Origin of the sequence: Parasynechococcus sp. (assembly GCF_042954245.1) — a bacterium.
Taxonomy (GTDB): domain Bacteria; phylum Cyanobacteriota; class Cyanobacteriia; order PCC-6307; family Cyanobiaceae; genus Parasynechococcus.
On sequence record NZ_JBGKDP010000082.1, the window covers coordinates 1 to 22,629 of the forward strand.

General features: G+C 60.9%; 22 protein-coding genes and 4 pseudogenes. 19 read left to right on the top strand and 7 right to left on the bottom strand.

All coding sequences use genetic code 11. The features are described 5' to 3' along the window. The 3 genes and pseudogenes from ACGVJ8_RS03930 to rplL form a co-directional block, all read left to right on the top strand. A pseudogene (locus ACGVJ8_RS03930) lies at positions 1–202 on the top strand (50S ribosomal protein L1); the annotation flags it as partial. 239 nt (positions 203–441) lie between these two features. Next, positions 442–969, top strand: a complete 528-nt coding sequence (gene rplJ / locus ACGVJ8_RS03935; protein WP_392345630.1) for a 50S ribosomal protein L10 — start codon at positions 442–444, stop codon at positions 967–969. A gap of 54 nt (positions 970–1,023) precedes the next feature. Beyond that, positions 1,024–1,413: a 50S ribosomal protein L7/L12 gene (rplL, locus tag ACGVJ8_RS03940; RefSeq protein ID WP_392345632.1), complete on the top strand. Its 390-nt coding sequence runs from the start codon at positions 1,024–1,026 to the stop codon at positions 1,411–1,413. A 277-nt stretch (positions 1,414–1,690) separates the two neighbouring features. Here the strand turns inward: rplL and ACGVJ8_RS03945 are convergent. Then, positions 1,691–2,283: pseudogene (locus ACGVJ8_RS03945) on the bottom strand (DUF3747 domain-containing protein). A gap of 163 nt (positions 2,284–2,446) precedes the next feature. On the opposite strand from ACGVJ8_RS03945, the gene rnhA reads away from it, so the two are divergent. The 10 genes and pseudogenes from rnhA to ACGVJ8_RS03995 form a co-directional block, all read left to right on the top strand. Next, the gene (rnhA, locus tag ACGVJ8_RS03950) at positions 2,447–3,205 is read left to right on the top strand and encodes a ribonuclease HI (protein ID WP_392345634.1); all 759 of its coding nucleotides are present in this window, start codon (positions 2,447–2,449) and stop codon (positions 3,203–3,205) included. 8 nt (positions 3,206–3,213) lie between these two features. Beyond that, positions 3,214–4,395: a quinone-dependent dihydroorotate dehydrogenase gene (locus ACGVJ8_RS03955; protein WP_392345636.1), complete on the top strand. Its 1,182-nt coding sequence runs from the start codon at positions 3,214–3,216 to the stop codon at positions 4,393–4,395. Between the two features lie 187 nt (positions 4,396–4,582). Beyond that, positions 4,583–4,846, top strand: coding sequence for a hypothetical protein (locus ACGVJ8_RS03960; RefSeq protein WP_392345638.1), 264 nt, complete (start codon positions 4,583–4,585; stop codon positions 4,844–4,846). A 254-nt stretch (positions 4,847–5,100) separates the two neighbouring features. Further along, positions 5,101–5,307 carry a hypothetical protein gene (locus ACGVJ8_RS03965; protein WP_392345640.1) on the top strand — a complete coding sequence of 69 codons (207 nt, stop codon included), beginning with the start codon at positions 5,101–5,103 and terminating at the stop codon, positions 5,305–5,307. A gap of 74 nt (positions 5,308–5,381) precedes the next feature. Next, entirely contained in the window at positions 5,382–5,984 is a 603-nt protein-coding gene (locus ACGVJ8_RS03970) for a PilN domain-containing protein (RefSeq protein ID WP_392345641.1), read from the top strand. Positions 5,985–5,992: 8 nt separating this feature from the next. Continuing rightward, positions 5,993–6,361: a hypothetical protein gene (locus ACGVJ8_RS03975; protein WP_392345643.1), complete on the top strand. Its 369-nt coding sequence runs from the start codon at positions 5,993–5,995 to the stop codon at positions 6,359–6,361. Between the two features lie 153 nt (positions 6,362–6,514). Continuing rightward, positions 6,515–6,700: a hypothetical protein gene (locus ACGVJ8_RS03980; protein WP_392345645.1), complete on the top strand. Its 186-nt coding sequence runs from the start codon at positions 6,515–6,517 to the stop codon at positions 6,698–6,700. A gap of 164 nt (positions 6,701–6,864) precedes the next feature. After that, complete coding sequence (locus ACGVJ8_RS03985; RefSeq protein ID WP_392345647.1) at positions 6,865–7,230, top strand: hypothetical protein; 366 nt, start codon at positions 6,865–6,867, stop codon at positions 7,228–7,230. A 61-nt stretch (positions 7,231–7,291) separates the two neighbouring features. Continuing rightward, the gene (locus ACGVJ8_RS03990; RefSeq protein WP_392345649.1) at positions 7,292–8,542 is read left to right on the top strand and encodes a hypothetical protein; all 1,251 of its coding nucleotides are present in this window, start codon (positions 7,292–7,294) and stop codon (positions 8,540–8,542) included. Positions 8,543–8,848: 306 nt separating this feature from the next. Next, positions 8,849–9,052, top strand: a pseudogene (locus ACGVJ8_RS03995) (hypothetical protein); the annotation flags it as partial. Here ACGVJ8_RS03995 and ACGVJ8_RS04000 read toward each other — a convergent pair. Beyond that, the gene (locus ACGVJ8_RS04000) at positions 9,030–9,800 is read right to left on the bottom strand and encodes a pentapeptide repeat-containing protein (RefSeq protein ID WP_392345651.1); all 771 of its coding nucleotides are present in this window, start codon (positions 9,798–9,800) and stop codon (positions 9,030–9,032) included. The pseudogene ACGVJ8_RS03995 and the gene ACGVJ8_RS04000 sit on opposite strands and share 23 nt — an antisense overlap. Positions 9,801–9,861: 61 nt before the next feature. On the opposite strand from ACGVJ8_RS04000, the gene ACGVJ8_RS04005 reads away from it, so the two are divergent. After that, positions 9,862–10,929, top strand: coding sequence for a threonine-phosphate decarboxylase (locus tag ACGVJ8_RS04005; protein ID WP_392345653.1), 1,068 nt, complete (start codon positions 9,862–9,864; stop codon positions 10,927–10,929). On the opposite strand, the gene murG is transcribed toward ACGVJ8_RS04005, so the two are convergent. After that, complete coding sequence (gene murG, locus ACGVJ8_RS04010; RefSeq protein WP_392345655.1) at positions 10,911–11,987, bottom strand: undecaprenyldiphospho-muramoylpentapeptide beta-N-acetylglucosaminyltransferase; 1,077 nt, start codon at positions 11,985–11,987, stop codon at positions 10,911–10,913. The two genes, ACGVJ8_RS04005 and murG, sit on opposite strands and share 19 nt — an antisense overlap. 58 nt (positions 11,988–12,045) lie before the next feature. Here murG and ACGVJ8_RS04015 point away from each other — a divergent pair, with 58 nt between their 5' ends. After that, the gene (locus ACGVJ8_RS04015; RefSeq protein ID WP_392345657.1) at positions 12,046–12,783 is read left to right on the top strand and encodes a hypothetical protein; all 738 of its coding nucleotides are present in this window, start codon (positions 12,046–12,048) and stop codon (positions 12,781–12,783) included. On the opposite strand, the pseudogene ACGVJ8_RS04020 reads toward ACGVJ8_RS04015, so the two are convergent. Together ACGVJ8_RS04020 and ACGVJ8_RS04025 are read right to left on the bottom strand one after the other, a co-directional pair. Beyond that, positions 12,780–13,306: pseudogene (locus ACGVJ8_RS04020) on the bottom strand (NAD(P)-dependent oxidoreductase); the annotation flags it as partial. The gene ACGVJ8_RS04015 and the pseudogene ACGVJ8_RS04020 overlap by 4 nt on opposite strands. 186 nt (positions 13,307–13,492) lie before the next feature. Then, positions 13,493–14,698 (bottom strand): phosphoglycerate kinase, encoded by a 1,206-nt coding sequence (locus tag ACGVJ8_RS04025; protein ID WP_392345659.1) that lies wholly within the window; start codon positions 14,696–14,698, stop codon positions 13,493–13,495. Between the two features lie 118 nt (positions 14,699–14,816). Here ACGVJ8_RS04025 and ylqF point away from each other — a divergent pair, with 118 nt between their 5' ends. Together ylqF and ACGVJ8_RS04035 are read left to right on the top strand one after the other, a co-directional pair. Further along, the gene (gene ylqF, locus ACGVJ8_RS04030; protein WP_392345661.1) at positions 14,817–15,683 is read left to right on the top strand and encodes a ribosome biogenesis GTPase YlqF; all 867 of its coding nucleotides are present in this window, start codon (positions 14,817–14,819) and stop codon (positions 15,681–15,683) included. Next, the gene (locus tag ACGVJ8_RS04035) at positions 15,680–16,681 is read left to right on the top strand and encodes an RluA family pseudouridine synthase (RefSeq protein ID WP_392345663.1); all 1,002 of its coding nucleotides are present in this window, start codon (positions 15,680–15,682) and stop codon (positions 16,679–16,681) included. Before ylqF ends, ACGVJ8_RS04035 begins: the two co-directional genes overlap by 4 nt. A gap of 4 nt (positions 16,682–16,685) precedes the next feature. Here the strand turns inward: ACGVJ8_RS04035 and ACGVJ8_RS04040 are convergent, their stop codons facing one another. Continuing rightward, positions 16,686–18,326: a dipeptide ABC transporter ATP-binding protein gene (locus ACGVJ8_RS04040; protein ID WP_392345665.1), complete on the bottom strand. Its 1,641-nt coding sequence runs from the start codon at positions 18,324–18,326 to the stop codon at positions 16,686–16,688. 20 nt (positions 18,327–18,346) lie between these two features. Here ACGVJ8_RS04040 and ACGVJ8_RS04045 point away from each other — a divergent pair, with 20 nt between their 5' ends. After that, positions 18,347–20,680, top strand: coding sequence for a RelA/SpoT family protein (locus ACGVJ8_RS04045; RefSeq protein ID WP_392345671.1), 2,334 nt, complete (start codon positions 18,347–18,349; stop codon positions 20,678–20,680). Here the strand turns inward: ACGVJ8_RS04045 and ACGVJ8_RS04050 are convergent. Further along, the gene (locus ACGVJ8_RS04050) at positions 20,677–21,150 is read right to left on the bottom strand and encodes a DUF2062 domain-containing protein (RefSeq protein WP_392345667.1); all 474 of its coding nucleotides are present in this window, start codon (positions 21,148–21,150) and stop codon (positions 20,677–20,679) included. The two genes, ACGVJ8_RS04045 and ACGVJ8_RS04050, sit on opposite strands and share 4 nt — an antisense overlap. 54 nt (positions 21,151–21,204) lie before the next feature. Here ACGVJ8_RS04050 and mnmE point away from each other — a divergent pair, with 54 nt between their 5' ends. Then, positions 21,205–22,557, top strand: coding sequence for a tRNA uridine-5-carboxymethylaminomethyl(34) synthesis GTPase MnmE (mnmE, locus tag ACGVJ8_RS04055; protein ID WP_392345669.1), 1,353 nt, complete (start codon positions 21,205–21,207; stop codon positions 22,555–22,557). Positions 22,558–22,629: the final 72 nt, after the last annotated feature.

Genomic DNA, 22,629 nt, shown 5'->3' on the forward strand with positions numbered 1-22,629 from the left:
CGTCCACGTTCGTTTCGGCAAGGCCAGCTTCAGCGCCGATGCCCTGCTGCAGAACCTCAAGACCCTGCAGGAGACCATCGATCGCAACAAGCCCAGCGGTGCCAAAGGCCGTTACTGGAAGTCCCTGTATGTGACCTCCACCATGGGTCCTTCCGTTGAAGTTGATTTCTCCGCCTTGCAGGATATCGAGCAGGGGAGCTGATCCGGCTCTCCTCTACACTTAATGATTAGCGAAAGCTAAATCGGGCACGCGCCCGGCTACAGACAGCAGGATGTCCCTAGGTATGACATCAGTCATTCTCGTTGATGTAATCCCTGCCGAGGCAGACGCGACACGATTTTGTCCCATTCTGGATTGGATCGGTACGCAGCCTCGTCTTCATTTTCGAAGACTCGATCGGCCGTGTGCCCAGCTTGTTCCTTTGATCCGATCCAATCCCTATGGGCCGCACGCTGGAGAACAAGCAGCAGATCGTCGGAGAGCTCAAAGAGCTCCTCGCCGACGCCGAACTGGCACTTGTCCTTGATTTCAAGGGCTTGTCCATCAAGGAAATGTCTGACCTGCGGGATCGTCTGCGGGCCAGCGATAGCGTTTGCAAGGTGACCAAAAACACCTTGATGCGCCGTGCCATTGATGGTGACAGCAACTGGGCCAGCCTCAATTCCCTGCTGACCGGAACCAACGCCTTCGTCCTGGTGAAGGGCGATGTTGGTGCCGGTGTGAAGGCCGTTCAGACCTTCCAGAAGGAACTCAAGAAGTCCGAGACCAAGGGTGGCCTTTTCGAAGGCAAGCTCCTGTCTCAGGACGAGATCAAAGCCATCGCCGACCTCCCCTCCAAGGAGGAACTCATGGCTCAGATCGCCGGTGCAATCAACGCCGTGGCCACGAAGGTCGCTGTGGGCATCAACGAGGTTCCCTCTGGTATGGCCAGGGCACTCAAGCAGCACGCCGAAGGCGGCGAAGGCTGATTCGGCTCTGCCGAGACCACTGTTCATTGATCTGTTGCGTCCCCTTTCAAAACCATGTCTGCAAAAATCGACGAAATTCTCGAATCGCTGAAATCCCTCTCCCTGCTTGAAGCTTCCGAGCTGGTTAAGCAGATCGAAGATGCCTTCGGTGTGTCCGCCGCAGCGTCTGCTGGTGTTGTGATGGCTGCCCCTGGCGCTGCTGCTGGCGGTGGCGATGCCGCTGAAGAGAAGACCGAATTCGATGTGATCCTCGAAGGCTTTGACGCCTCCGCCAAGATCAAGGTCCTCAAGGCCGTCCGTGAGGCCACCAGCCTGGGTCTGGGCGATGCCAAGGCTCTTGTCGAGGCTGCTCCCAAGGCCGTCAAAGAAGGTGTCTCCAAGGAAGACGCCGAGGCTGCCAAGAAGGCCATCGAAGAAGCAGGCGGCAAGGTCACCCTCAAGTGATCGGCTTGGGAGAGGGGCAAGCCCTCTCCCCCCTGTTTTCGTTCAGTCACCGGTCCTTTCAAGGACCGGTTTTTTTGTATTTTTCTCTGGCCAACAAAAAGGCCCCGGCTTTGGCGAGCCTTTTTTCGAGAGGAACACGTTCAAGAGTCTGTCCTTGTTTCGACCCTGAAGAGGCGTTCAGCACTCCACTCCTCACGCAATTTCAACTTAAGGGCGGGAATTCCGTTGTCAGCCCCTGTCTAATCGCCCTCTCGACTGGCACTGTGACGGTTGGTCCTCAGCGGCGATGGGGAATCACCTGCAGCCGGATCGGGGCACTGATGGCGAGGTGTGTTGCTCGTGCAGTGGGCAAAGGCGGTGGTGCGATCGGCGGCATCGGCATTCCCAATCGCTGAAAGCCTGAACGTTGGCCGCGGCTGCTGGCCAGCGCGAGCAGCCGGTTCACCGAGGCTTGATGAGCGAAATACAGGTGGTTCAGCTGGCGACCCTGGTAAACCCGGCGTTCCAAGGCCCAGCCTGGCTCCAGCTGCAGAGCCACGAACCCGTTGGGATCGCGTTTGGAGATCTTGGCCTGACCAACCAGGAGTGGTGCCCGTTGCTGGGGGTCGAGGGCCTCGAGCCTCAGCGATGCGCCGGATGGCTTGAGCCGGAAGCGAAAGCGGGTTCCACGGTCTTGGCCACTGCTGCGCAGCGAGTAGCCATTGCTGTCCAGATACCGCTGAAGTTGAAGCGATTCAGGCTGGGCTCCACCAGTCCGTCCTGGCGTGTCCTCCAGCATCGCAATTGGGCCTTGATCTGTTCCAGCACCAGCAGTTTCCACTGGGCTCTGCCAATTAGTTGTGCCAGCACAGCAAAGTGTTGCTCCGGCACAGCAGTGCTGTCAAACAAGGCCCGTGCTGTGCTCTCCTGCGGTATGCCGTATGCCGGCGGCCAAGAGCCCCACGGCAGTCAGACCGGCAGCCCGCAGGTAGGTTCGGCTTATCCACGGTGACACCAGAAACCGTGTCGTACCGAACAGTGTTGGGACCGATCAATGGCGGAAGGACGTGGACGGGTCGTGGCTGCAGCGACGGATGGTGCCTGCAGCGGTAATCCAGGTCCGGGAGGTTGGGGCGCGTTGTTGCGTTTCGAAGATGGCAGTGTCGAGGAATTCGGTGGCCATGCGCCCGACACCACCAACAACCGCATGGAACTGCAGGCGGCGTTGGAGGTGTTGCAACGGCTTGAGCAGCTGCCCCGTCATCCGGATCTCACCCTGCGCACCGACAGCAAATATCTGATTGATGGCCTGGGCTCCTGGATCAAAGGCTGGAAGCGCAAAGGCTGGAAAACGGCTGCGGGTAAGCCCGTGCTCAACCAAGACCTCTGGAAGGCCTTGGATGCCGCTCGTTTAGACGATGTTCCCCTGCGCTACGTCAAGGGCCACAGCGGTGATCCAGACAACGAACGGGTGGATCGCATCGCCGTAGCGTTCTCCCACAACGCCCAGCCGGGCTTGGCTCTGAAGCAGGGATCGTCGGAGCTGTCTTCCGCCGAGGCCGCACCAGAAGCCCCATTCGAGGTTGCCCCCAAGCCTCTGCTGCAGCTGTTGTCACGTTTGGGGTTGGCTGATCGTCTGGCGCAGGGTGGCTACAGCCTTTCGTTGCTGGAGCTGGCGCAGTTGGTGGAAAAGCCGCTTAAACAGCTGGAAACGAAGCGTGAGAGCTGGATCTGGAGGGATTGGATTGTCGAGCCCCAGGCGGAAGGTCGCTGGACCCTGCAACGTCGCGAGGCAAGATCAGAACAGTCCTGAGCCAGAGCATGTCGCCGTCCTCTTCGGCCGGACCGCTCAGCAGCGGTGCCTTCTATCAGCGTTGGCTTGGCCCGGTCCTGGCACGGGACGACGGCCTGGATGCTGAACAGTTGTCGCGCACTGCGCTTACGGCGCTGGGTCAGGCCAGCCTGCGGCGCCGTTGGCCAGGAGTGTCCACGGTGCTGGATGGCGTGGCAGCGGATCTGCAACGGCGTGATCTGCGCCTGGAACAGGTGCTGTTTGGCTGCCGCTTCCCCAATCCGGTGGGTTTGGCGGCGGGGTTCGACAAGAACGGTTTGGCGGCTGGTATCTGGGATCGCTTCGGCTTTGGCTTCGCCGAAGTGGGCACGGTCACCTGGCATGGCCAGCCGGGCAACCCCAAACCACGCCTGTTCCGTTTGGCGGAGGAGCAAGCCGCGTTGAACCGGATGGGATTCAACAATGATGGCGCCAAGGCGCTCTTGAAAACGCTGGAGCGTCAACGTCTGGATCCGCCCGGCCGGCGGCCAGCGGTGCTGGGGATCAACGTTGGCAAATCCAAGATCACGGCCCTGGAGCAGGCACCGGACGACTACGCGGCTTCCCTGGAGTTGTTGTCCCCCTTGGCGGACTATGCGGTGATCAACGTCAGCTCCCCCAACACCCCCGGATTAAGGGATCTGCAGGACACAGCCCAGTTGAGGCGTCTGGTGGAACGGCTGCGCCGGCTGCCGGCCTGCCCGCCTCTGTTGGTGAAGATCGCGCCGGATTTGGACGATGAATCGATTGATGCGGTGGCCCGATTGGCCTTTGAGGAGGGTCTGGCTGGGGTGATCGCGGTCAACACCAGTCTCAATCGGCTGGGTCTGGAGCAACGGCGGCTGCCGCAGACCGGGCGCACTCTGGCGGAGGAGGCCGGTGGTCTCAGCGGCGCCCCCCTACGTCAGCGAGCCCAGGAGGTGATCCGTCGCTTGCGGGCCAGTGCTGGCCCGGCGCTGCCGTTGATCGGTGTGGGCGGGATTGACTCGGCGCAAGTCGCTTGGGAGCGAATCACCGCAGGGGCTTCTTTGGTGCAGCTCTACACTGGCTGGATTTTTCAGGGGCCGGATCTGGTGCCAAGGATTCTGGAAGGTCTGCTGCTTCAGTTGAACCGCCACGGTCTGCGAACCATCGCGGAAGCTTCCGGCAGCGGTTTGCCCTGGCAAGGCTGAACTCGATGGTTTGAAGGCACCTCATCTGCTTGATGTTGCGCCTTTGAATGTCTCTGTGGGGGTATAAATTGATGTCAAGCCGGTGTTGATTGCGGTAAATAACACGTGCTTGGTGTGTTGTTAGGCTCAAGGTGACCGTTGGCAGCAACGCGTAGTGGCGTGGCCCAATGGCATCTGCTGTGATGGTGTGCCGCTGCAACGGGAAGCCGTTGGCGAGTTGATCGCTGACCTGATCTTTGACTACGATTTTCCAGGTGCCGAACTGATTCTTTGCCTCCCTTTACAAGCTGCTGTCTGGCGTATTGTCGACGACTATGGATCAGATTGGGAGCCAGGTCGATTGCCCCAGTCGTTGCAGATTGTTGATCTGGCGGAGAGCTACATCACTTCTTCGCCGGTGCAAGACGCTTTGGCGGTGGTAGGTGTGTCGCGTTCTTTGATTCAGGGCTAGATCGAGGTTGCTGAACTGGCTGATGTTCCGTTGCGGCGTGTTGATTGGTCGCTGACGGCCGCCCAGCGGGCCTTGCGTTAGCTCACTCAGGCGTGGGCTGGCGATCTGGCCTGGCTTGTGGTCGAGGAGAAGAGCATGCGTTTGGTGGTGTTCCGCGAGGGGGTTCCTGAGATTGACTATGCACTTGAGGAGCTCGACCCTCTGGCCTGTCAACGCGAGATTCGGGCTTGTGTTGCTGAGTGGCAGACCCGTGCTTGGACATCATCATTGGGATGGTGATTCACGGTGCCGGCGGAAAAGTCGATGCCTGGTTGCCCCTGGTGGATGGGGCAGCAGGGGAGTGCTGCTTGAACCAGCCTTTGTCTGCCTGGGCTGAGCCATGGGGCCAAGGCACTGCTGGAGATAGGACTCATGTGCTGTCACCTCTGCAGCAGTTGGCGCTGCACCAGGAGGAGCGATGACGTCGTGTCGGGACTGGCCCAAACCTGATCTGTTGTAGCAACGCCGGCTCGAGCTCGGCTGGCTGTTGGATCCGGTGCCTGCCCCGCCGCTGTTTTCCCTTGTCTTGAAAGGGGGTGCAGGAGCGGTGGCTTTGGTGATGTTGGCCTTGCTCGTGCTGTTGGGGCTCGACCATCGTCAGCAGGTGGTGCAGGCCGAGGTGGATGCACTTAATCCGGTCGAGAAGCGTGTCGGTGATGCCAAAGCACGGCTTCGCTTCATGACCTCGCGCCGGTCAACCTTGGAGCAGCAGACGCAATCCATCGCTGAACAGTTGGTAGCGGTGCGTTCGGGGTCGGCGTTGTTGGAGCAATGGCGACAGGTCACGCCTCAGGGCGTTCGCCTTGTGTTGGTCGATGCCAATTCATCGAAGTTGGTGATCAAGGGGGAATCCCAAGGGACGGATGCTTTCGAACGGATCAACGCCTTGGATCTCAACCTTGAAGCTCTGCCAGACATGCTTCTCGATGGCACAACCGTTGTGAAAGCTGTGGCTGACAACGAGGGATGGATTGCCTTCACTCTTGAGGCCAAGCTCGATCCAGCCATAAAACCCACGCCCGCAGATTTGCGTGGGCTTGGTGCCGAGGGCTTGGCCTGTCGGCTGGAAGTGTTGCAAGTCATAGGGGTCTTGCAATGATTAATAGGTTGACGACGTCACGACAGCCATGGCTCACGCCGGGACGGCTGTTGGTTGGTTTACCTTTTGGGCTACGTGTTGTGGTGAGTGCTGCCGTTGTTCTGGTAGGAGTTCTGCCTGTTGCGCAAACATTGCGCGAGTTGGACGCAAGGCGTGACACCTTGTTCAACCTCCAGCGCAGTCGTCCCACTTTGGAACGTCGGCTAACCCAAGCTGAGGCTGAATTGCGGCTTACGGAAGAGAAGCAGGCTCTGTTGATGGGGTTGCTTGCAGGACATGACAAGGTGCAGACCCTTCTGGCGCTGTTGAATCAGCAGGCTGTGGCCTCGGGTGTGCAGATGCAGCGCTACGAACCGCTCAAGCCACCGTCACCCTAACAATGGCAATCCCATCGTAACAATACTCGCTCCAACGCGAAGCAGAAGGCCGAAACTCCGCAAGATCCATTGCAAGCGCTTGGCTATCTCAAGTCGTCTGTTGCGCCTCAAGTCAGCGGTTCGTTCGGCGGATTGCAAACCTTCTTGCAACGCATGGAAGAGCTGGAGTTGCTTGTCGAAAGTAGTGAACTTGAGCTCAAGGCTGTGATCGACAGAAAAGCTGCTGATTCATCTCAGTCTGCAGCGACTCGCACGCAGCTCACTTTGAAGCTGAGTTTTTATGACTTGGCTCTCGTAGCCAATCTCCTGGGGAATGGCTCTAAGCCGTTGCAGTCTTGAGGCTGGTGTATCTCAATACCGATAGACACCATCCACGCACAACCTTTTGAGACAACAGTAGGGTGAAGAGGTTAGTGCTTCGACGCATGCTACCCATAGCAACGGCATTGGGGATTAGTGCCCCCACTATTGAACTGTTGGCGTTTATCGCAGCCTCGTAGGTGGTGGCTCAATCATCTGTTGTTTTGAAACTGCGTCGTTTGGGTGACCGTGTTGATGTGGTCGCCGATGGCGTATCGGCTGATGCGCGAGTCGTGAGCCAGAGCAGTTCCCCAACGCAGTGGAGTAGCCAATTGCGATCTGCGGCTCCGTTGTCGCTCCGCAGGTCCCAGGAAGTTGAGTTGCTAGAAGCTGGCCTCCAATCAATCCGCCTCAGCGCTAAGGAGCAAGGTGGGTTAGAGCTGATCGTGAAGGCTTCGCAGGGGATGGTCTTGCCAGATCCACAGATTCGGGTGGATGGCGCCAGCCTGATCGCCTTATTTGCGCGCTTGCCGATCCAAACAACGGCCTTGACGACCAGGCCGGCTTGAACTGAGTCGGCCTGGTCGTGTTGCGCAGACAACGGTGGTTCCACCCATGTGATCGCGTGCAGTGGCACCTCCGCTGGGAGACATGGCCGTGGGCACGATGATCCTGCAGAACCGTAGTTACGTGAATCTGAGTGGGCCACCTGTGACTCTCACTCTTAATAATGCTGCCGCCAAAGATGCATTGATGTCTTTGGCACGATTGGGAGGATATGGATTTGTATTTGTTGGAAATACTCTTTCTGAAGCACGCTCTGCCAAAGAAAATGCCGATGAAACCTGGTCTAGAGATTCGTACCCTGTAACGCTTCAGTTTGTTGGGGAAGATTGCTCTAGGGCAGTGAATTTTGTGTTATTGGCTTCTGGCTTGCAGGGGAAGATGCTTTTGGTCGGTGGAAATATTTCTTCCAAGGGGTTTGGGCCGAATTTTTCTAAGACCTACAGGCTGAATAGCGTGTCTGCTCTTTCTGCTGTAATGTTCTTGAGTAGCCTTGGCGCCAAAATATCTCAGGTTACAACTGTTAGGTCAGTTGATGAAGGCGAATTTGGGAAGCAAGGTGAAGGCACTGGTTCGACCCGAAAGTCGGAATTGAAAGAGTCTGGAGAGTTGGGTTATGTCAGCAGTATTATCGGAAGAAGAAATACTTCGTTTAGGTCAAATTTAACTCAGATAGACATTTATGGTGCTTCCGAAGGACCTTTGAAAAGCTTTTCGGGCACAACTGATTCCAGGCTTCAGACGATCACGTTGATAGGTGATTCTCAGGTTGTTGAGGTGGCCGCCTCGTATTTGAAGAAAATTGATTTGCGGCAACGGCAGGTCGTTCTTTCTGTCAAGATTTTTGATGTAAGTCTTGAGAATGACTTGGATGTTCACAATGATTTTGCTTTCCGTTACGGCAATAACTTTATTGTTAATGACGGTGGCCGCTTGGCCGCTGCTTTTGGCGAGTTATTGCCACCCAGCTCTAATGACTTTGATGTGATTACTGGAGGGGCTTCTAGTGGAAAGCCAGAGACAATTACAGTTTCTGGCGACCGTGCTGCGGTGGCGTCGCAAGTCGTGCCTCCAAGTGCTGTTCTCGCTCGTATAAATCCAGGCCTTACTTACCCCGAAGCTCGTATATTTGATTATTTTTGCGCGGCTATTCATTCTAGTAATGATAAGATATTGGCCAGTCCTACAATGATGTTGAGCGAAAATCCCGAGCCCATCCGGGGAGGGACTGAAGAGCAAAGTTTGAAGCAGGGATTGGATCCGACTGAGATCGGAAGGTCCTATTCTAATGAATCTTTCGCTATTGTGGGAACGTAAAAAATAACTAATTATGCTGTTCAATCTGGACAGAATGGTGCCGCAAATACTTGTCAGACTGTGTTTGGTATTTCAGGTTTAACGGTTGGCGCAAGCTTGAAAAGAGTTGACGATAATGGATTTGTTATCTTTACGCTATCTCCTGCAATATCAGCTACTATGTCCACGCAAGGTGTTCAGGGTTGTGGGCCTATATCTGCATTAAGTTTAAGGGGATTAGGTGCAGGTGCTGTCAGGGTTCGTGATGGGCGCCTTTGTGTTGACAGGTATCATATCCGATACTGATTCTAGGCTGTTTCGAAATGGCCAATTCTTGGAGATATTCGATTAATCGCTCAATTCTTCAGAAATTCTGCGGAGCGCCGGACAAAACGTGAGCTGGTGGTATTGGTGACTTCTCGAATTCTTGATAATGAAGAGAGTGCATATGGCTACGATTATCGCCCTTCAATCAAGGAATCTCGTCAGTTGAATGGGTTCAAGCTGATCAGAAATCCACTGCTGGCATGAAAAGTTTCATCGCCAGCGGCGGCAGCGCCTGCGATGTGGAAAAAAGCCCGCCAAGAAGTGCAGATCCCACACCATTGCTACTCTGATGGTTGTTTACTTTGTCCTTCAGGGATGTGGCGGCAGTCTGCAATTGACTGGCCTGGGATGTTGCACCTTTGCTGGCATATAGGTCGCTTGCGTAGGTGAAGTCCTGAATCGCTAATTGGCATTGGCCCAGCTTCTCCCGAACACGGCCGCGTGCTATCCAGCTTTCTGCGGTGTCTGGTTGTTTGCGGATGGCAAGCCCGAATAGATTTTCTGCCTCGTTCCAACGATTGCTTTCCGCTGCGCCTACCCCGGCGTTGTGCAGGGCTGCATGGCTTTGGGACTGCGGTTGCATGCCTTTGGTGCGTCTCCAATAAGCCTCCTCGAGGGTGTTGGGATCCAACATGGCACCAGTGAGATCGGCATCTCTTAAATCAGTGCAGTAGAGCTTTGCTCCGTGCAGCTTGGCTCCCCTAAGAGATGCTCCTTGCATGCTTGTAAAGCTAAGATCGCTACCGCTCAGATCAGCACCATCGAGGAGTGCCTGTCCGAGATTGGCCCGTTGCAATTGGGCCCGCTGCTGATCGGCGTCTCGCAGGTCCGCGTGCATTAGATCCACATCCGCCAGCCGACAACCCGGACAATTTCTTTGGTGCAGCAAAACAATCAGATCTTCCGCCCGTGCCGTCAGTGGCGCGGCTAGTAGCAGTGTTAACTGCAGCACTCGGGCTTGTATCGGCAGTGGGCCACGCTGGAGATGTCTCTGCGTTGTATCGGGAGTCGGGATGGCCGTCGACCTGCGCCATGGCGGCAACCGCCAGGCCGCCGCCTCAAGGTTGAACTGCCGGCCATCGCAGCTGCTGGATGCCAGTGCCTCGTTGGCTCCTTGGAGCCCACGTTGCTCTCGCATCCCGCTGGCCGCCATCCGCGACTATCCCGATCGGGATCAGACGTCGCTGCGCCAGGCGATGGCGGGCCTGCATGGTCTAGATCCTGATGCTGTATTGCCTGGCAATGGGGCGGCCGAGTTGTTCACCTGGGCGGCGCGGGACGCTGCCGCGGAGGGTGTCAGTGGTTTGCTGGCGCCTGGTTTTGCTGATTACCGACGGGCTCTGCAATGCTGGAACGCTCCTTGGATCGACGTCCCCCTTGTGTTGCGCTGGGATAACGCCGGGCCCCTATCGCATCCTCCTCTGCAGGCGCCGGTGGCCTGGGTCTGCAATCCCCACAACCCGACGGGGCAGCTCTGGAGCCGTGCGTCGTTGGAGCCCCTGCTCGCCATCCATCAGCTTGTCATCTGTGATGAGGCCTTTCTGCCTTTGGTGCCCGAGGGGGAGCAGCAATCGATGATTCCGCTGGTCGAGCACCATCCCAACCTGGTGGTAGTCCGCAGCCTCACGAAGTTGTTCGGAGTGGCGGGCTTGCGTGTTGGCTATGCCATTGCGCATCCGGATCGGCTCAAGCGTTGGAGTGGATGGCGTGATCCCTGGCCGGTGAATGGCATTGCTGCTGCGTTGACAGAGTGGCTGTTGCTCCCTCCGGAGCGGTATCAGCGCTGGTGCCGTCGGGTGCAGCATTGGACGTCCACCGAGGGGGCCTGGATGCAACGGCAGTTAGCCGTTGTACCAGGCCTGTGCCCCATGCCTTCCAGCGCCAACTTTCTCTTGGTTTCTGGTGTGAGTTCGCTGTTGCCTTTGCTGGAGGCTCTGGAACAGAGCCATCGCATCCTGCTGCGGGATTGCCGAAGTTTTGAGGGGCTTGGCGAATCCTGGTTGCGCATCGGCCTGCAGACCCGCGCCAACAACCGCAGGATTATTCGCGCTCTCCAGAGGGTTCAGTCCACCAGGTTCTGAAGCAAGGCGGCCAGCTGCCGATCGGCATCTCGTTCCGCCAGGGTCTGCATGCCTTCACCCATTTGGATGAGGGGCTCTGAGCGAGCCGTGCTCTGCTCCAGCTGTGCTCCCAGGAGCCGTTGAACGGTGTTCAGCAACGTGGGCTGATCCGGCTCGTGCTGATGCACGATCACTGCAGCACCAAACGATGCGGCACAGGCGGCATTGGCCTCCTGGTGCTGGTCTGCCGCCTGCGGGAACGGCACCAGCACGGCTGGGGTCCCGCAGACCGCCAGTTCACTGAGGCTGCCGGCTCCTGCGCGGCTGATGGCAAGGTCGGCATGTTGCAGCAGCCCGGGAATCTCATCGCTGAAGCGGCGTTCCACCAGCAGTGGGTGCTGCAGCTGCTCGATGTCGGGATCGTTGTCGCCGGTGAGATGCACCACCCGGCAGCCCTGTTTCAGCAGGGTCGGCACCGCGGCACGCACCATTTGGTTGAGGCCAACGGCGCCTTGACTGCCGCCCATCACTACCAACAGCGGCCCCTCGCCGCAGGGGACCCAGCTCGGCAGGGGTTGTGGGGCCAGAAAGCTGGAACGCACCGGCGTGCCCGTCAGCACCGGCTGGCTGCCGGGGATGCGCTTGGCGGCAGCAGGGAGGCCAATGGCCACGGCGCTGCAGAAGCGACCCAGCAAGCGGGTGACCCGCCCTGGGATGGCATTAGATTCATGCAGCACCACGGGAATGCCGCACCAGCGCGCCGCCAGGATGGTGGGGGCGGCGATGTAGCCGCCGGTGGTGAACACCACATCGATCGTGTTCCGGCGGATTACCCGCCGCACGCTGACGCTGGCCAGCAACAACCGCAGCAGCTGCAGCAGCTTCGTCAGCCCCCGCCCCTGCAGCCCGCCGGCGTTCACGCACACCAAGCCAAAACGCTCCGGCACCAGCTGCGTTTCGAGCCGATCGGGCACCCCCAGCCAGCGCACGAGCCATTGCTTTTCAACAGCTTCCGCAATAGCCAGAGCGGGGAAGAGATGCCCGCCGGTGCCGCTGGCGGCGATCAGAAGCCGGGTCATCTCGTCGGCCGTCACCGCACACCAGGCCTAACTTAATTGGGTTGTTGCGGTCCGGCCCGTGCGTCGTTTCCTGAGTGTCACCCTGGTCTCGGCCATGGCGATGCTGTTGTTACCGGTCCATGCCCTTGAGCAGTCCGGACGCGGGGGCAGTGCTGTGGAGCGCTTCAGTGATCGCCTGCAAACGGCATTGAATAGTGGCAGTTCGTCAGGGCTCGACACGCTGGCAAGCGAGGCGCTGCAGCCTGTGTTGGCCCAGCGCCTGGCGCGATTCCAGCAGGATTTCCCTGAGGTCATTTGGCAAGTCGAATCCGCAGTGCCCACGCCGGATGGCCGCCCGACCCTCAGCCTTCGGGTGTGGGGTGCCGCTGAATCCGAGGGGCTCACCTATTACCTCGAGGCCAGCGAACAGATTGCGATTCGTCTGGACAATGGCCAGATTGTGGGCCAGGAACTGCTGGCCCAGCAGTCCTTGCTGCGCAGCGGGGAACGCCCCTTGGCGGTCGACGTCGCCATCCCCGATGTGGTGCTCATCGGTAGTCGCTACGACATTGACTTAATTGTTGAAGAGCCGCTCGGCCAGGCCCTGGTGGCGGGCGGTTTGATCGACCTCACCGATGAGCAGCTGTCGGCTCAGATGCGCCCCAATGTGCCGCTGGCGCCCCAGGGAGGGGGTGGATTGTTCAAAAGCGTTCAGGCACCGCAGCAACCCGGTTCGCAGACTTGGGCTGTGATGCTGGTGCACCCCGATGGCGTGGTGACGGCCACTAAGCGGGTGCGGGTGGTCAACAGCAACTAGCTCTCCTGCCTCGTTTGGTTCCAGCGGTGCAGGGCAGACACGTCCTCATCGCCATGCTCGTTGTTGATCAGATCCACTTCCAGCTGTTCCACCAGCGTCGTGACGGGCAGATCCAGTTGGACGGCCTTGGCTGCATCGAGGGCGATGCCGAGATCCTTGCGATGCAGGCTGAGCCGGAAACCGAGGGGATGGCTACCGTCCAGCATGGCGGTGCTGCGATGGTCCAGGGCCCAGGAGCCGGCGGCACCGGTTTTGAGGGCATTGATCACCTGGGGCATCGGCAGATCCAGGCGGTGGCATAGCTGCCGGCCACCAGCACCTGATTCACCGCCTTCACTTGCTGCTCCCGCCCCACTTCGCCGAAGTGGTGAATGCAGCCTCCAATTACCTCGAGGATGGGCCGAATCCACTTGATTTGCTCGCTGGCTCCTCCCAGCAGCACCGTGAGGCTGCCGCGTTTGGCGCCTTCCGTGCCGCCGGTGACCGGCGCGTCCAGATAATGGACCTTCTGGCAAGCCAAGCGCCCCCAGCCCCACGAAGCCCAGGCTCAAGTCACATCGGGTCATGACGCATGGCGAAGCATTCAGATCCTGATCGACGGATACGCTGCAGCTGTGCCGTCATCACATGAGAAGAGCTCGGCTGTCCCTCTTGAAGTACGACCGGGCCAACATCGCCGGGGCCGGAAGCTCCAGGCATGAGCCGCTGATCAGGCGGCGTCGAGGGCAGCCACGCCGGGCAGCACCTTGCCTTCCAGCAGTTCGAGGCTGGCGCCACCGCCGGTGGAGATGTGAGACATTTTCTCGGCCAGTCCAGCCTTCTCGACGGCTGCCACGGAGTCACCGCCGCCGATGATCGTGCAGCAGCCCTTACCGCTCAGGTCGGCCAGGGTAGTGGCGATGGCGTTGGTGCCAGCAGCGAACTTGTCGAACTCGAACACGCCCATGGGGCCGTTCCAGATGACGGTCTGACAGTCGGCCAGGACGTCCTGGAACACCTTGATCGAGTCGGGGCCGATGTCGAGGCCCATCCAGCCGTCGGGGATGGCATTGATGTCAGCGGTCTGGCTGTTGGCATCGGGGGCGAAGTTGTCAGCCAGCACAACGTCGGTGGGCAGCAGCAGCTGCACGCCCTTGGCCTTGGCCTTGGCCTCGAGCTCCTTGGCCAGTTCCAGCTTGTCCTCTTCCACCAGGCTCTTGCCCACCGAGAGGCCTCGGGCCTTGTAGAAGGTGAAAATCATGCCGCCGCCGATCAGCACCTTGTCGCACTTGTCGATCAGGGCTTCGAGCACGCCGATCTTGGAACTCACCTTGGAGCCACCGACGATGGCGGCCAGAGGGCGCTTGGGCTCATCCACAGCACCCTGTAGGTACTGAAGCTCCTTCTCCATTAGGAAGCCCGCGACGGAGGGCTTGAGAAACTTGGTCACGCCTTCGGTGGAGGCGTGGGCGCGGTGGGCGGTGCCGAAGGCATCGTTCACATACACCTCAGCCAGGCCTGCGAGCTTCTCAGCGAAACCGGCCTCGTTCTTCTCTTCCTCAGCGAAGAAGCGCACGTTCTCCAGCAGCACCACATCGCCGTTCGCCATGGCGCCCACCTTGGCTTCAGCGTCGGGGCCGATGCAGCTGTCGGTCTTGGCCACGGGCTTGCCTAGTAGTTCGCTCACGCGAGCCGCCACGGGGGTGAGGCGCATGGAGTCATTCACCTGGCCCTTGGGCCGGCCGAAGTGAGCGGAAAGGATCACCTTGGCGCCCTTGCTGATCAGGTCGTTGATCGTGGGTAGGGCAGCACGGATGCGGGTGTCGTCGGTGATGGCACCCGCATCGTTCAGGGGCACGTTGAAGTCAACCCGCACGAGAACGCGTTTGCCGCTTAGGTCGCCAGCGTTGAGGCTGGCCAGGGAACGCTTCGCCATAGGGTTGTGTCGTGCGGTAAGAAAGTGGGGTGAGACTAACCCGTCTGAATGGCGGTAGCGCCAGCGCGTCCAAAGTGAATCTGTTCTGGCTGGCCGTCTGTTCTGTGCGTTTGCGTTCGTGAGCACCCCAACGATCCAGTGGTATCCAGGCCACATCGCCAAGGCGGAGCAGCAGCTCAAACGCCATCTCGACAAGGTGGATCTGGTGATCGAGGTGCGTGATGCGCGCATTCCGCTGGCGACGGGCCACCCCCATCTCAACCGCTGGTTGAAGGGCAAACAGCATCTGTTGGTGATCAACCGGCGCGACATGGTCACCGCGGCCGCCAAGGAGGCCTGGGAGGCCTGGTTCAAGGCCCAGGGGCAGCGGACGGTTTGGTGTGATGCCAAGGCTGGGACCGGCGTGAAGCAGGTGCAGCAGGCCGCAATCCGCGCCGGCGACCAGCTCAACGAACGACGCCGCAACCGGGGCATGCGGCCCAGGCCGGTGCGGGCTCTCACCCTGGGCTTCCCCAACGTGGGCAAGTCGGCCCTAATCAATCGTCTGGTGCGGCAGAAGGTGGTGGCCAGTGCTCGGCGGGCCGGGGTGACGCGAACCCTGCGCTGGGTGCGTCTGGGGCAAGACCTCGACCTCCTTGATGCCCCTGGAGTGCTGCCCCCTCGGCTCGATGACCAGCAGGCGGCCCTGCGGTTGGCTCTTTGTGACGACATCGGCCAGGCCGCTTATGACGGTGAGCTGGTTGCTCAGGCCTTCCTGCAGTTGCTGCTGGATGTGGAATCGCAGGCTGCAGCTGGCGTGACAATTCCGCTGCTGCAGGAGCGCTACGGCATTCCCCTAAGCGGTGAAACAGCGGACCCCGCCCTTTGGTTGGATGCCGCAGCGGCCCGCCACACCGCCGGGGAGACAGCGCGCATGGCCCAACGGTTGCTGGATGATTTCCGCAAATCCGCCCTCGGCAGCATCGCCCTGGAGCTGCCGGCATGAGTCCGCAGTGGAAACGTCCTCCGTTGCCGGAGGAGACCTTCACCGACCGCTTCGGCGAAGGGGAGGGTGAGCTGCTGACGCTGGCTTATTCCAAGCCGTTGCCGATGCGGCTGGACCGTTGGTTGGTGAGCCAGCGCACGGAGCAGAGCCGGGCCCGGATTCAGAAGTTCATTGATGCGGGCTATGTGCGCGTCAACTGCAAGACTGGCAAAGCCAAAACACCCTTGCGCCAGGGCGATGAGGTGCAGCTGTGGATGCCGCCCCCGGAACCGCTGCCTTACCTCAAGCCGGAGCCGATGGATCTGGATGTGTTGTTTGAGGACGACCATCTGGTCGTGCTCAACAAGCCGGCCGGGCTGACGGTCCATCCGGCGCCGGGCAACAAGGACGGCACCCTGGTGAACGGCCTGCTGCATCACTGCCCGGACCTGCCCGGCATCAGCGGCAAGCTGCGGCCGGGGATCGTGCACCGTCTTGATAAAGACACCACCGGCTGCATCGTGATCGCCAAGAGCCAGGAGGCCCTGGTGCGGCTGCAGGTTCAGATCCAGAAACGGATCGCTTCCCGCGAGTACTTCGCCGTCGTCCATGGCGTTCCCGGCGGCGATTCCGGCACGATCGTCGGTGCCATTGGCCGTCATCCGGCGGATCGCAAGAAGTACGCGGTGGTGAGCAGCGAAAACGGCCGTTACGCCTGCACCCACTGGACCCTGGTGGAGAGACTCGGCGACTACTCCCTGTTGCGCTTCAAGCTCGACACCGGACGAACCCATCAGATCCGCGTTCACTGCGCCCACATGAACCACCCTGTGGTGGGGGATCCCACCTACAGCCGCCGTCGCAAGTTGCCGATCGAGCTGCCTGGCCAAGTCCTGCATGCCGTGCAGCTTGGGCTCGACCATCCGATCACCCGCGAGCGGATGGTGTTTCAAGCTCCCCTGCCTCCGGTGATGGAGAAGTTGCTGGGGGTGTTGAGGCATCGCACCGCATCGGGTTGATGGCTTATCGCGGCAACCTTGGACAAGCCTCCACAAGGGTTCGGCTGATCGGTGCCTGAGGCGCGCTGAAGATCTGTTCCCCTGGACCCTCTTCAACCACCTTTCCCTTGTCCAGCACCATCACCCGGTGACAGAAACCGCTGGCCACCGAAAGGTCGTGGGTGATGAACACGATCGCCAGGCCCAGCTCCTGTTGCAGTCCCCGCAGCAGCGCGAGCACATCCGCCTGCACTTTCGCATCGAGCATGCTGACGCTCTCATCGCAGATCAGCACCTTGGGCTTCAACGCCAGGGCGCGGGCGATGGCCACCCGCTGCTGCTGGCCGCCGGAAAGCTGCTTCGGCAGGCGATCTTGAAACTGCTCGGCTGGGCTGAGGCCGACCCGTTCCAGCAGGCGGCGGGCTTCCTCCCGGGCTGCCGCTTTGGAGCAGAGGCCATGGATCAGCAACGGATCGGCGACGGCATCCGCCACCTGCAGGGCGGGATTCAGGCAGGCCAGAGGGTCCTGAAACACCATCTGGAGGGCGCGGCGGGCTGTCCGCAGCGCCTTTCCACGCAGGCTCAGCAGGTCCTGGTCGAGCAGGTCAACGCGTCCGCCGCGGATGGAATTGAGCCCCATCAGGGCCCGGCAGAGGGTGCTTTTGCCACAGCCAGAGGCCCCCACCACCCCAAGGCTTTCACCGGCCCTGAGCTCGAAACTCACTCCATCCACCGCCTTCAGCCAGAGGGGCGCCCAAGGCGCGCCACCAACGGCATGCCAGCAGCGCATCTCTTCCACCCGCAGCACGCTGCCGTTGTCGGGACGTGCCGGTGAGCGTCCCCCTTCCCGGGCTTGAGCGGAGGCTACCAGCCGTTGCCCCACTGGCGACTGCGGCCGGGTGAGCAGCTGATGGCTGGGGCCGTCCTCTATCTTGCGACCTCCGTCGAGCATCGCCATGCGGTCGCACCAGCGGGCGGCTATGGCCAGGTCGTGGCTGATCAGCAACAGGGCACTGCCCAGTTCTCGGCAGAGACCGCTGAGCTCGGCCATGACCTGCCCTGCTACAGCCACATCCAGGCTGGTGGTGGGTTCATCGGCGATCAGCAACGGCGGTTCCAGGGCAATCGCCAAGGCAATGGCCAGGCGCTGTCGCATCCCACCACTGAGCTCATGGGGGTAGGCGCGGAAGCGGTTGGATCCAATGCCCACCAGCTCCAGCAGTTCTCGGGCCCGTTCCTGGTGAGCCGCTGAGCTGGTGTGAGGCCGGTGGGCCTTAAGGGTGTCGATCAGATGGCCGCCCACGCTCATCAGCGGATTCATCCGCGTCATCGGGTCCTGGAACACCAGACCCACGGCCTCACCCCGCAGCTGCCGCAACTGCGGTCGCCTGAGCTGGCGTGGATCCTGGCCGGTCAAGGCCAGCCGTCCTTCACAAATCGTTTCCTGTGGCAGCAGTTGCATGACGGCACGCGCCACTGTGCTTTTGCCGCAGCCTGAGGACCCCACCAAGGCCAGGGTCTCCCCCGGCTCGAGGCTCAAATCCAACCCATCCAGCGTCCAGGCTTCGCTGCCGGGATAGCGCAATCGCAGCTGTTCGAGTTCCAGAACAGGCCGGCCCATGAACAGTGCTGCGGGAGCGACAGGGGGTCCTGCACTGAATACCATGGATTGACCCGATGGGTCGGATGCTCAACGCTGCCTCCACACCCAAAGAACTCCGAACCAACACGGGTTCGGCCACGGTGGGCTGCGCATTGCCCGAAGTCCGGCGCCATCCCGTCCGTCATCCGGACGATTACGGCATCGCTCTCCCTGAGTGGTTGCGGGAGTGCATCGCCAATGTGCCACCCGGCATTGGCCAGAGCTGCCCCACCGATGCCGAGGCGCTGTTGGTGTCGGCCTTTGATTTCGGCTTCCAGCTCCACGAAGGCCAGTTCCGCGCCAGTGGAGACCCTTACATCGTTCATCCGGTGGCGGTGGCCGATCTGTTGCGGGACATCGGCGCTAGTGCCCCGGTGATCGCCGCGGGGTTCCTCCATGACGTGGTTGAAGACACCGACGTCACCCCCGATCAGGTCGAGCTGCATTTCGGTTCCGAGGTGCGTGAACTGGTGGAGGGGGTCACCAAGCTCGGCGGCATCCACTTCAACGACCGCACGGAAGCTCAGGCGGAGAATCTGCGTCGGATGTTCCTGGCGATGGCCAGCGACATCCGTGTGGTGTTGGTGAAGCTGGCTGACCGGTTGCACAACATGCGCACCCTGGGTGCGTTGAAGGAAGAGAAGCGCCAGCGGATCGCCCGCGAAACCCGCGAGATCTATGCCCCCCTCGCCAACCGCCTCGGCATCGGCCGCTTCAAGTGGGAGCTTGAGGATCTGGCCTTCAAATTGCTGGAACCGGACGCCGTCCGGGAGATTCAGGAGGAGGTGGCCACCAAGCGCAGCGAACGAGAGCAACGACTCGGCGTCACGGTGGGGTTGCTGAACGAGCGGCTGGAACAGGCCGGCCTAGAGCACTGCGAGGTGAGTGGTCGTCCCAAACATCTGTTTGGCATCTGGAGCAAGATGCAGCGCCAGCAAAAGGAGTTCCACGAGATCTACGACGTGGCGGCGTTGCGGATCCTCACCCCCAATGTCGAGAGCTGCTACCGCGCCCTCGCGGTGGTTCACGACACCTTCCGCCCCATTCCCGGCAGGTTTAAGGACTATATCGGGTTGCCGAAACCCAACGGGTATCAATCCCTGCACACCGCCGTGATCGGTCGGCATCGCCCGATCGAAGTGCAGATTCGCACGCTTGAGATGCACCATGTGGCCGAATTCGGCATTGCGGCTCATTGGAAATACAAGGAAGGCGGCTCTCCGGCCAGCAGCAGCAATGATGCGGAGCGGTTTAACTGGCTGCGTCAGCTGGTGGATTGGCAACAGGAAGGCGGTAACGACGATCACAACGACTACCTCTCCTCGATCAAGGAAGACCTCTTTGACGAAGAGGTGTTCGTGTTCACTCCGAAGGGTGATGTGCTCGGTTTGCGCAAGGGGGCAACCGCCGTTGATTTCGCCTATCGCATCCACTCAGAGGTCGGCAATCACTGCCATGGCGTTCGCATCAACGATCGGCTGTGTCCGTTGGCGACACCACTGCAGAACGGTGATTTCGTTCAGGTGCTCATCAGCAAGACGGCGCATCCCAGTCTCGATTGGCTGAACTTTGTCGCCACGCCGACGGCGCGCAACCGCATTCGCCAGTGGTACAAGCGCAGCCACCGTGACGAAACGATTGAACGGGGTAAGGATCTGCTAGAGCGGGAGCTGGGGCGTGATGGCGTCGATGCCCTGTTGAATAGTGAGGCGATGCAGCGGGTGGCGCAGCGCTGCAATGTGCCCACCACCGAAGACCTGTTGGCGTCACTGGGGTTCGGAGACGTCACGCTGCAGCAGGCGCTCAACCGTTTGCGGGAGGAGATGCGTCTGCTGGCGGAACAGCAGCAGGCTCCACCCAGCAACGAAGACGTGGCTGCGGCGCTGGTGCCATCGCGGGACCTGGCGCCGGACCGTTCCGGAGGAGAAGGGGCGATCCATGGGTTGGAGGGCCTGGACTACCGCCTGGGTGGCTGCTGCAGTCCGTTGCCGGGCGAGTTGATTGTGGGCACGGTGGCCCTCGGCAATCACGGCATCACTATTCACCGGCAGGACTGCTCCAACGTGGAGACGATCCCGCGAGAACGGCAGCTTCCCGTGCGCTGGAACACCACCCATGCCGAACAGGAGAAACAGCGCTTCCCGGTGCAATTGCGGATCGAGGTGATCGATCGCGTCGGCATCCTCAAAGACATCCTGCTGCGTCTCTCCGATGGGGCCATTAACGTCAGTGATGCTCGGGTGACCACTGCCGCCGGCAAGCCGGCTCGTATTGATCTCCGTATTGAGTTGGAGGGTGCCGATCAGCTCAGCCGCACCATAGACCAGATCCGCTCTATGGCGGATGTGATCGGGATTGCCCGGGTGGGCACGAGCTAGCTGCCTCGGCTCATGAGTGCACGGGCTCCACGCCGTAGAAACAGGCGGTAGGCCATCCAGCCGCTGGCCATGGCCAGCACCACTCCCACAACGGTGGAGCCGAGCAGGATGCGCTGGCTCAACTCCCATCCCTGGGCCCACAGGCTGCTGCGATTGAGCTCAGCCAGGTTGATCCCGCCTCGGCCGGGGCCCAGCAGCTGACAGCCCACCAGATAGTTGAACCAGTAGAGGGGCAGATAGGTGAGGGGATTGCTCACCAAGGTGCCTGCGGCGGCGAGCAGGTGGTTGCCACGCACCACGGTGGCAAAACCCACACTGAGGAAGATCTGCAGCCCGAAGAAGGGGTAGCAGCCGCAGAACACACCAGCGGCCAGGCCGCGAGCCCGTTGGCCTGGGGTTCCTTCCTGTCTCCACACCCAGAGGACCCCGCGGCGCATCCGGATGCGACTGAGGCGCAGCAACCGGCGCATGAACCAAGCAGAAATCGGCTGGATCCTAGGTATGGATTACCAGCGGCGACTGCTGTGCCCAGCACCGACACGATTGCGGCAGTGGCCACCGCCGTGGCCCCAGGGCAGGGCGGGATTGCCGTGATTCGTCTCTCCGGGCCGGCTGCGGAAGCCACAGGGCGCAGCGTGGTGCACTGCCCAGGCCGTCAGGAGTGGGGATCGCACCGGGTGGTGTACGGCCATGTGATCGATGGCGAGGGCCGGCGTCTCGATGAGGTGCTGCTGTTGCTGATGCGCGGGCCCCGCAGCTTCACCGGTGAGGACGTGGTGGAGATCCACTGCCATGGGGGGGTGATTGCTGTCCAGCGGGTGCTCGAACAGGTCCTGCGGCAGCCGGGAGTGCGCCGGGCCCAGCCGGGAGAGTTCAGCCAGCGGGCCGTGCTCAACGGGCGGCTCGATCTCACCCGCGCCGAGGCGGTGAGTGAGCTGGTGGCGGCCCGCAGCCGACGGGCAGCCGAGTTGGCGATGGCGGGCCTCGATGGCGGCATTCAGGCCCAGATCACGGCACTGCGGGAACGGCTGCTGGACCAGCTCACTGAGTTGGAGGCCCGAGTGGATTTCGAGGAAGACCTGCCGCCCCTCGATGGCGAGGCCCTGCTGCTGCAGCTGCAAGCCGTGCGTCTGGAGCTTGACCAGTTAGTGCGCGATGGCGAGCGTGGGGATGCCCTGCGCCAGGGCCTGCGGGTGGCCCTGGTGGGTCGTCCTAACGTGGGAAAAAGTTCCCTGCTCAATCGGCTCAGCCGCCGCGAGCGGGCGATCGTGACCGATCTGCCGGGCACCACCAGAGATCTTCTGGAGAGCGAGATTGTGCTGGAGGGGGTGCCGATCACCCTGCTCGACACCGCCGGCATCCGCAGCACCGACGATGCGGTGGAGCAGCTGGGGATTGCCCGCAGCGAGGAAGCACTGGTCACGGCGGATGTGGTGCTATTGGTGCTCGACGGCCATGCGGGCTGGACCTCCGAAGACGCCGCCTTGCTGGCGCGCATCCCCGAGCAGATCCCCAGGATCCTGGTTGTCAATAAGGCGGATCTCCCTGCGGGGGCCTTCCCCCAGCCGGTGGATGTTCAGCTGTCGGCGTTGGATGGCACGGGGGAGGCAGCCCTGGTGCAGGCCCTGCTGGAGCGTTGCGGGGCAGCAGGGACCGACGGCATGTTGGTGGCGCTGAACCAACGCCAACGCGATCTGGCGGCCCGGGCAGCCGAAGCCCTGGAACGCAGTCAGCAGGTGGCGGCTCAGCAGCTCCCCTGGGACTTCTGGACCATCGACCTGCGGGAGGCGATTCGCGCGTTGGGGGAGATCACCGGGGAAGAGCTCACCGAAGTGGTGCTGGATCGGGTGTTTTCGCGCTTCTGCATCGGAAAATAGGTTCAGCGGACGTTTGGAACGGTTTGGACTGGCAATCCCCGGCACTCACCGCTGCCTTGGAGGCCTGGCTAG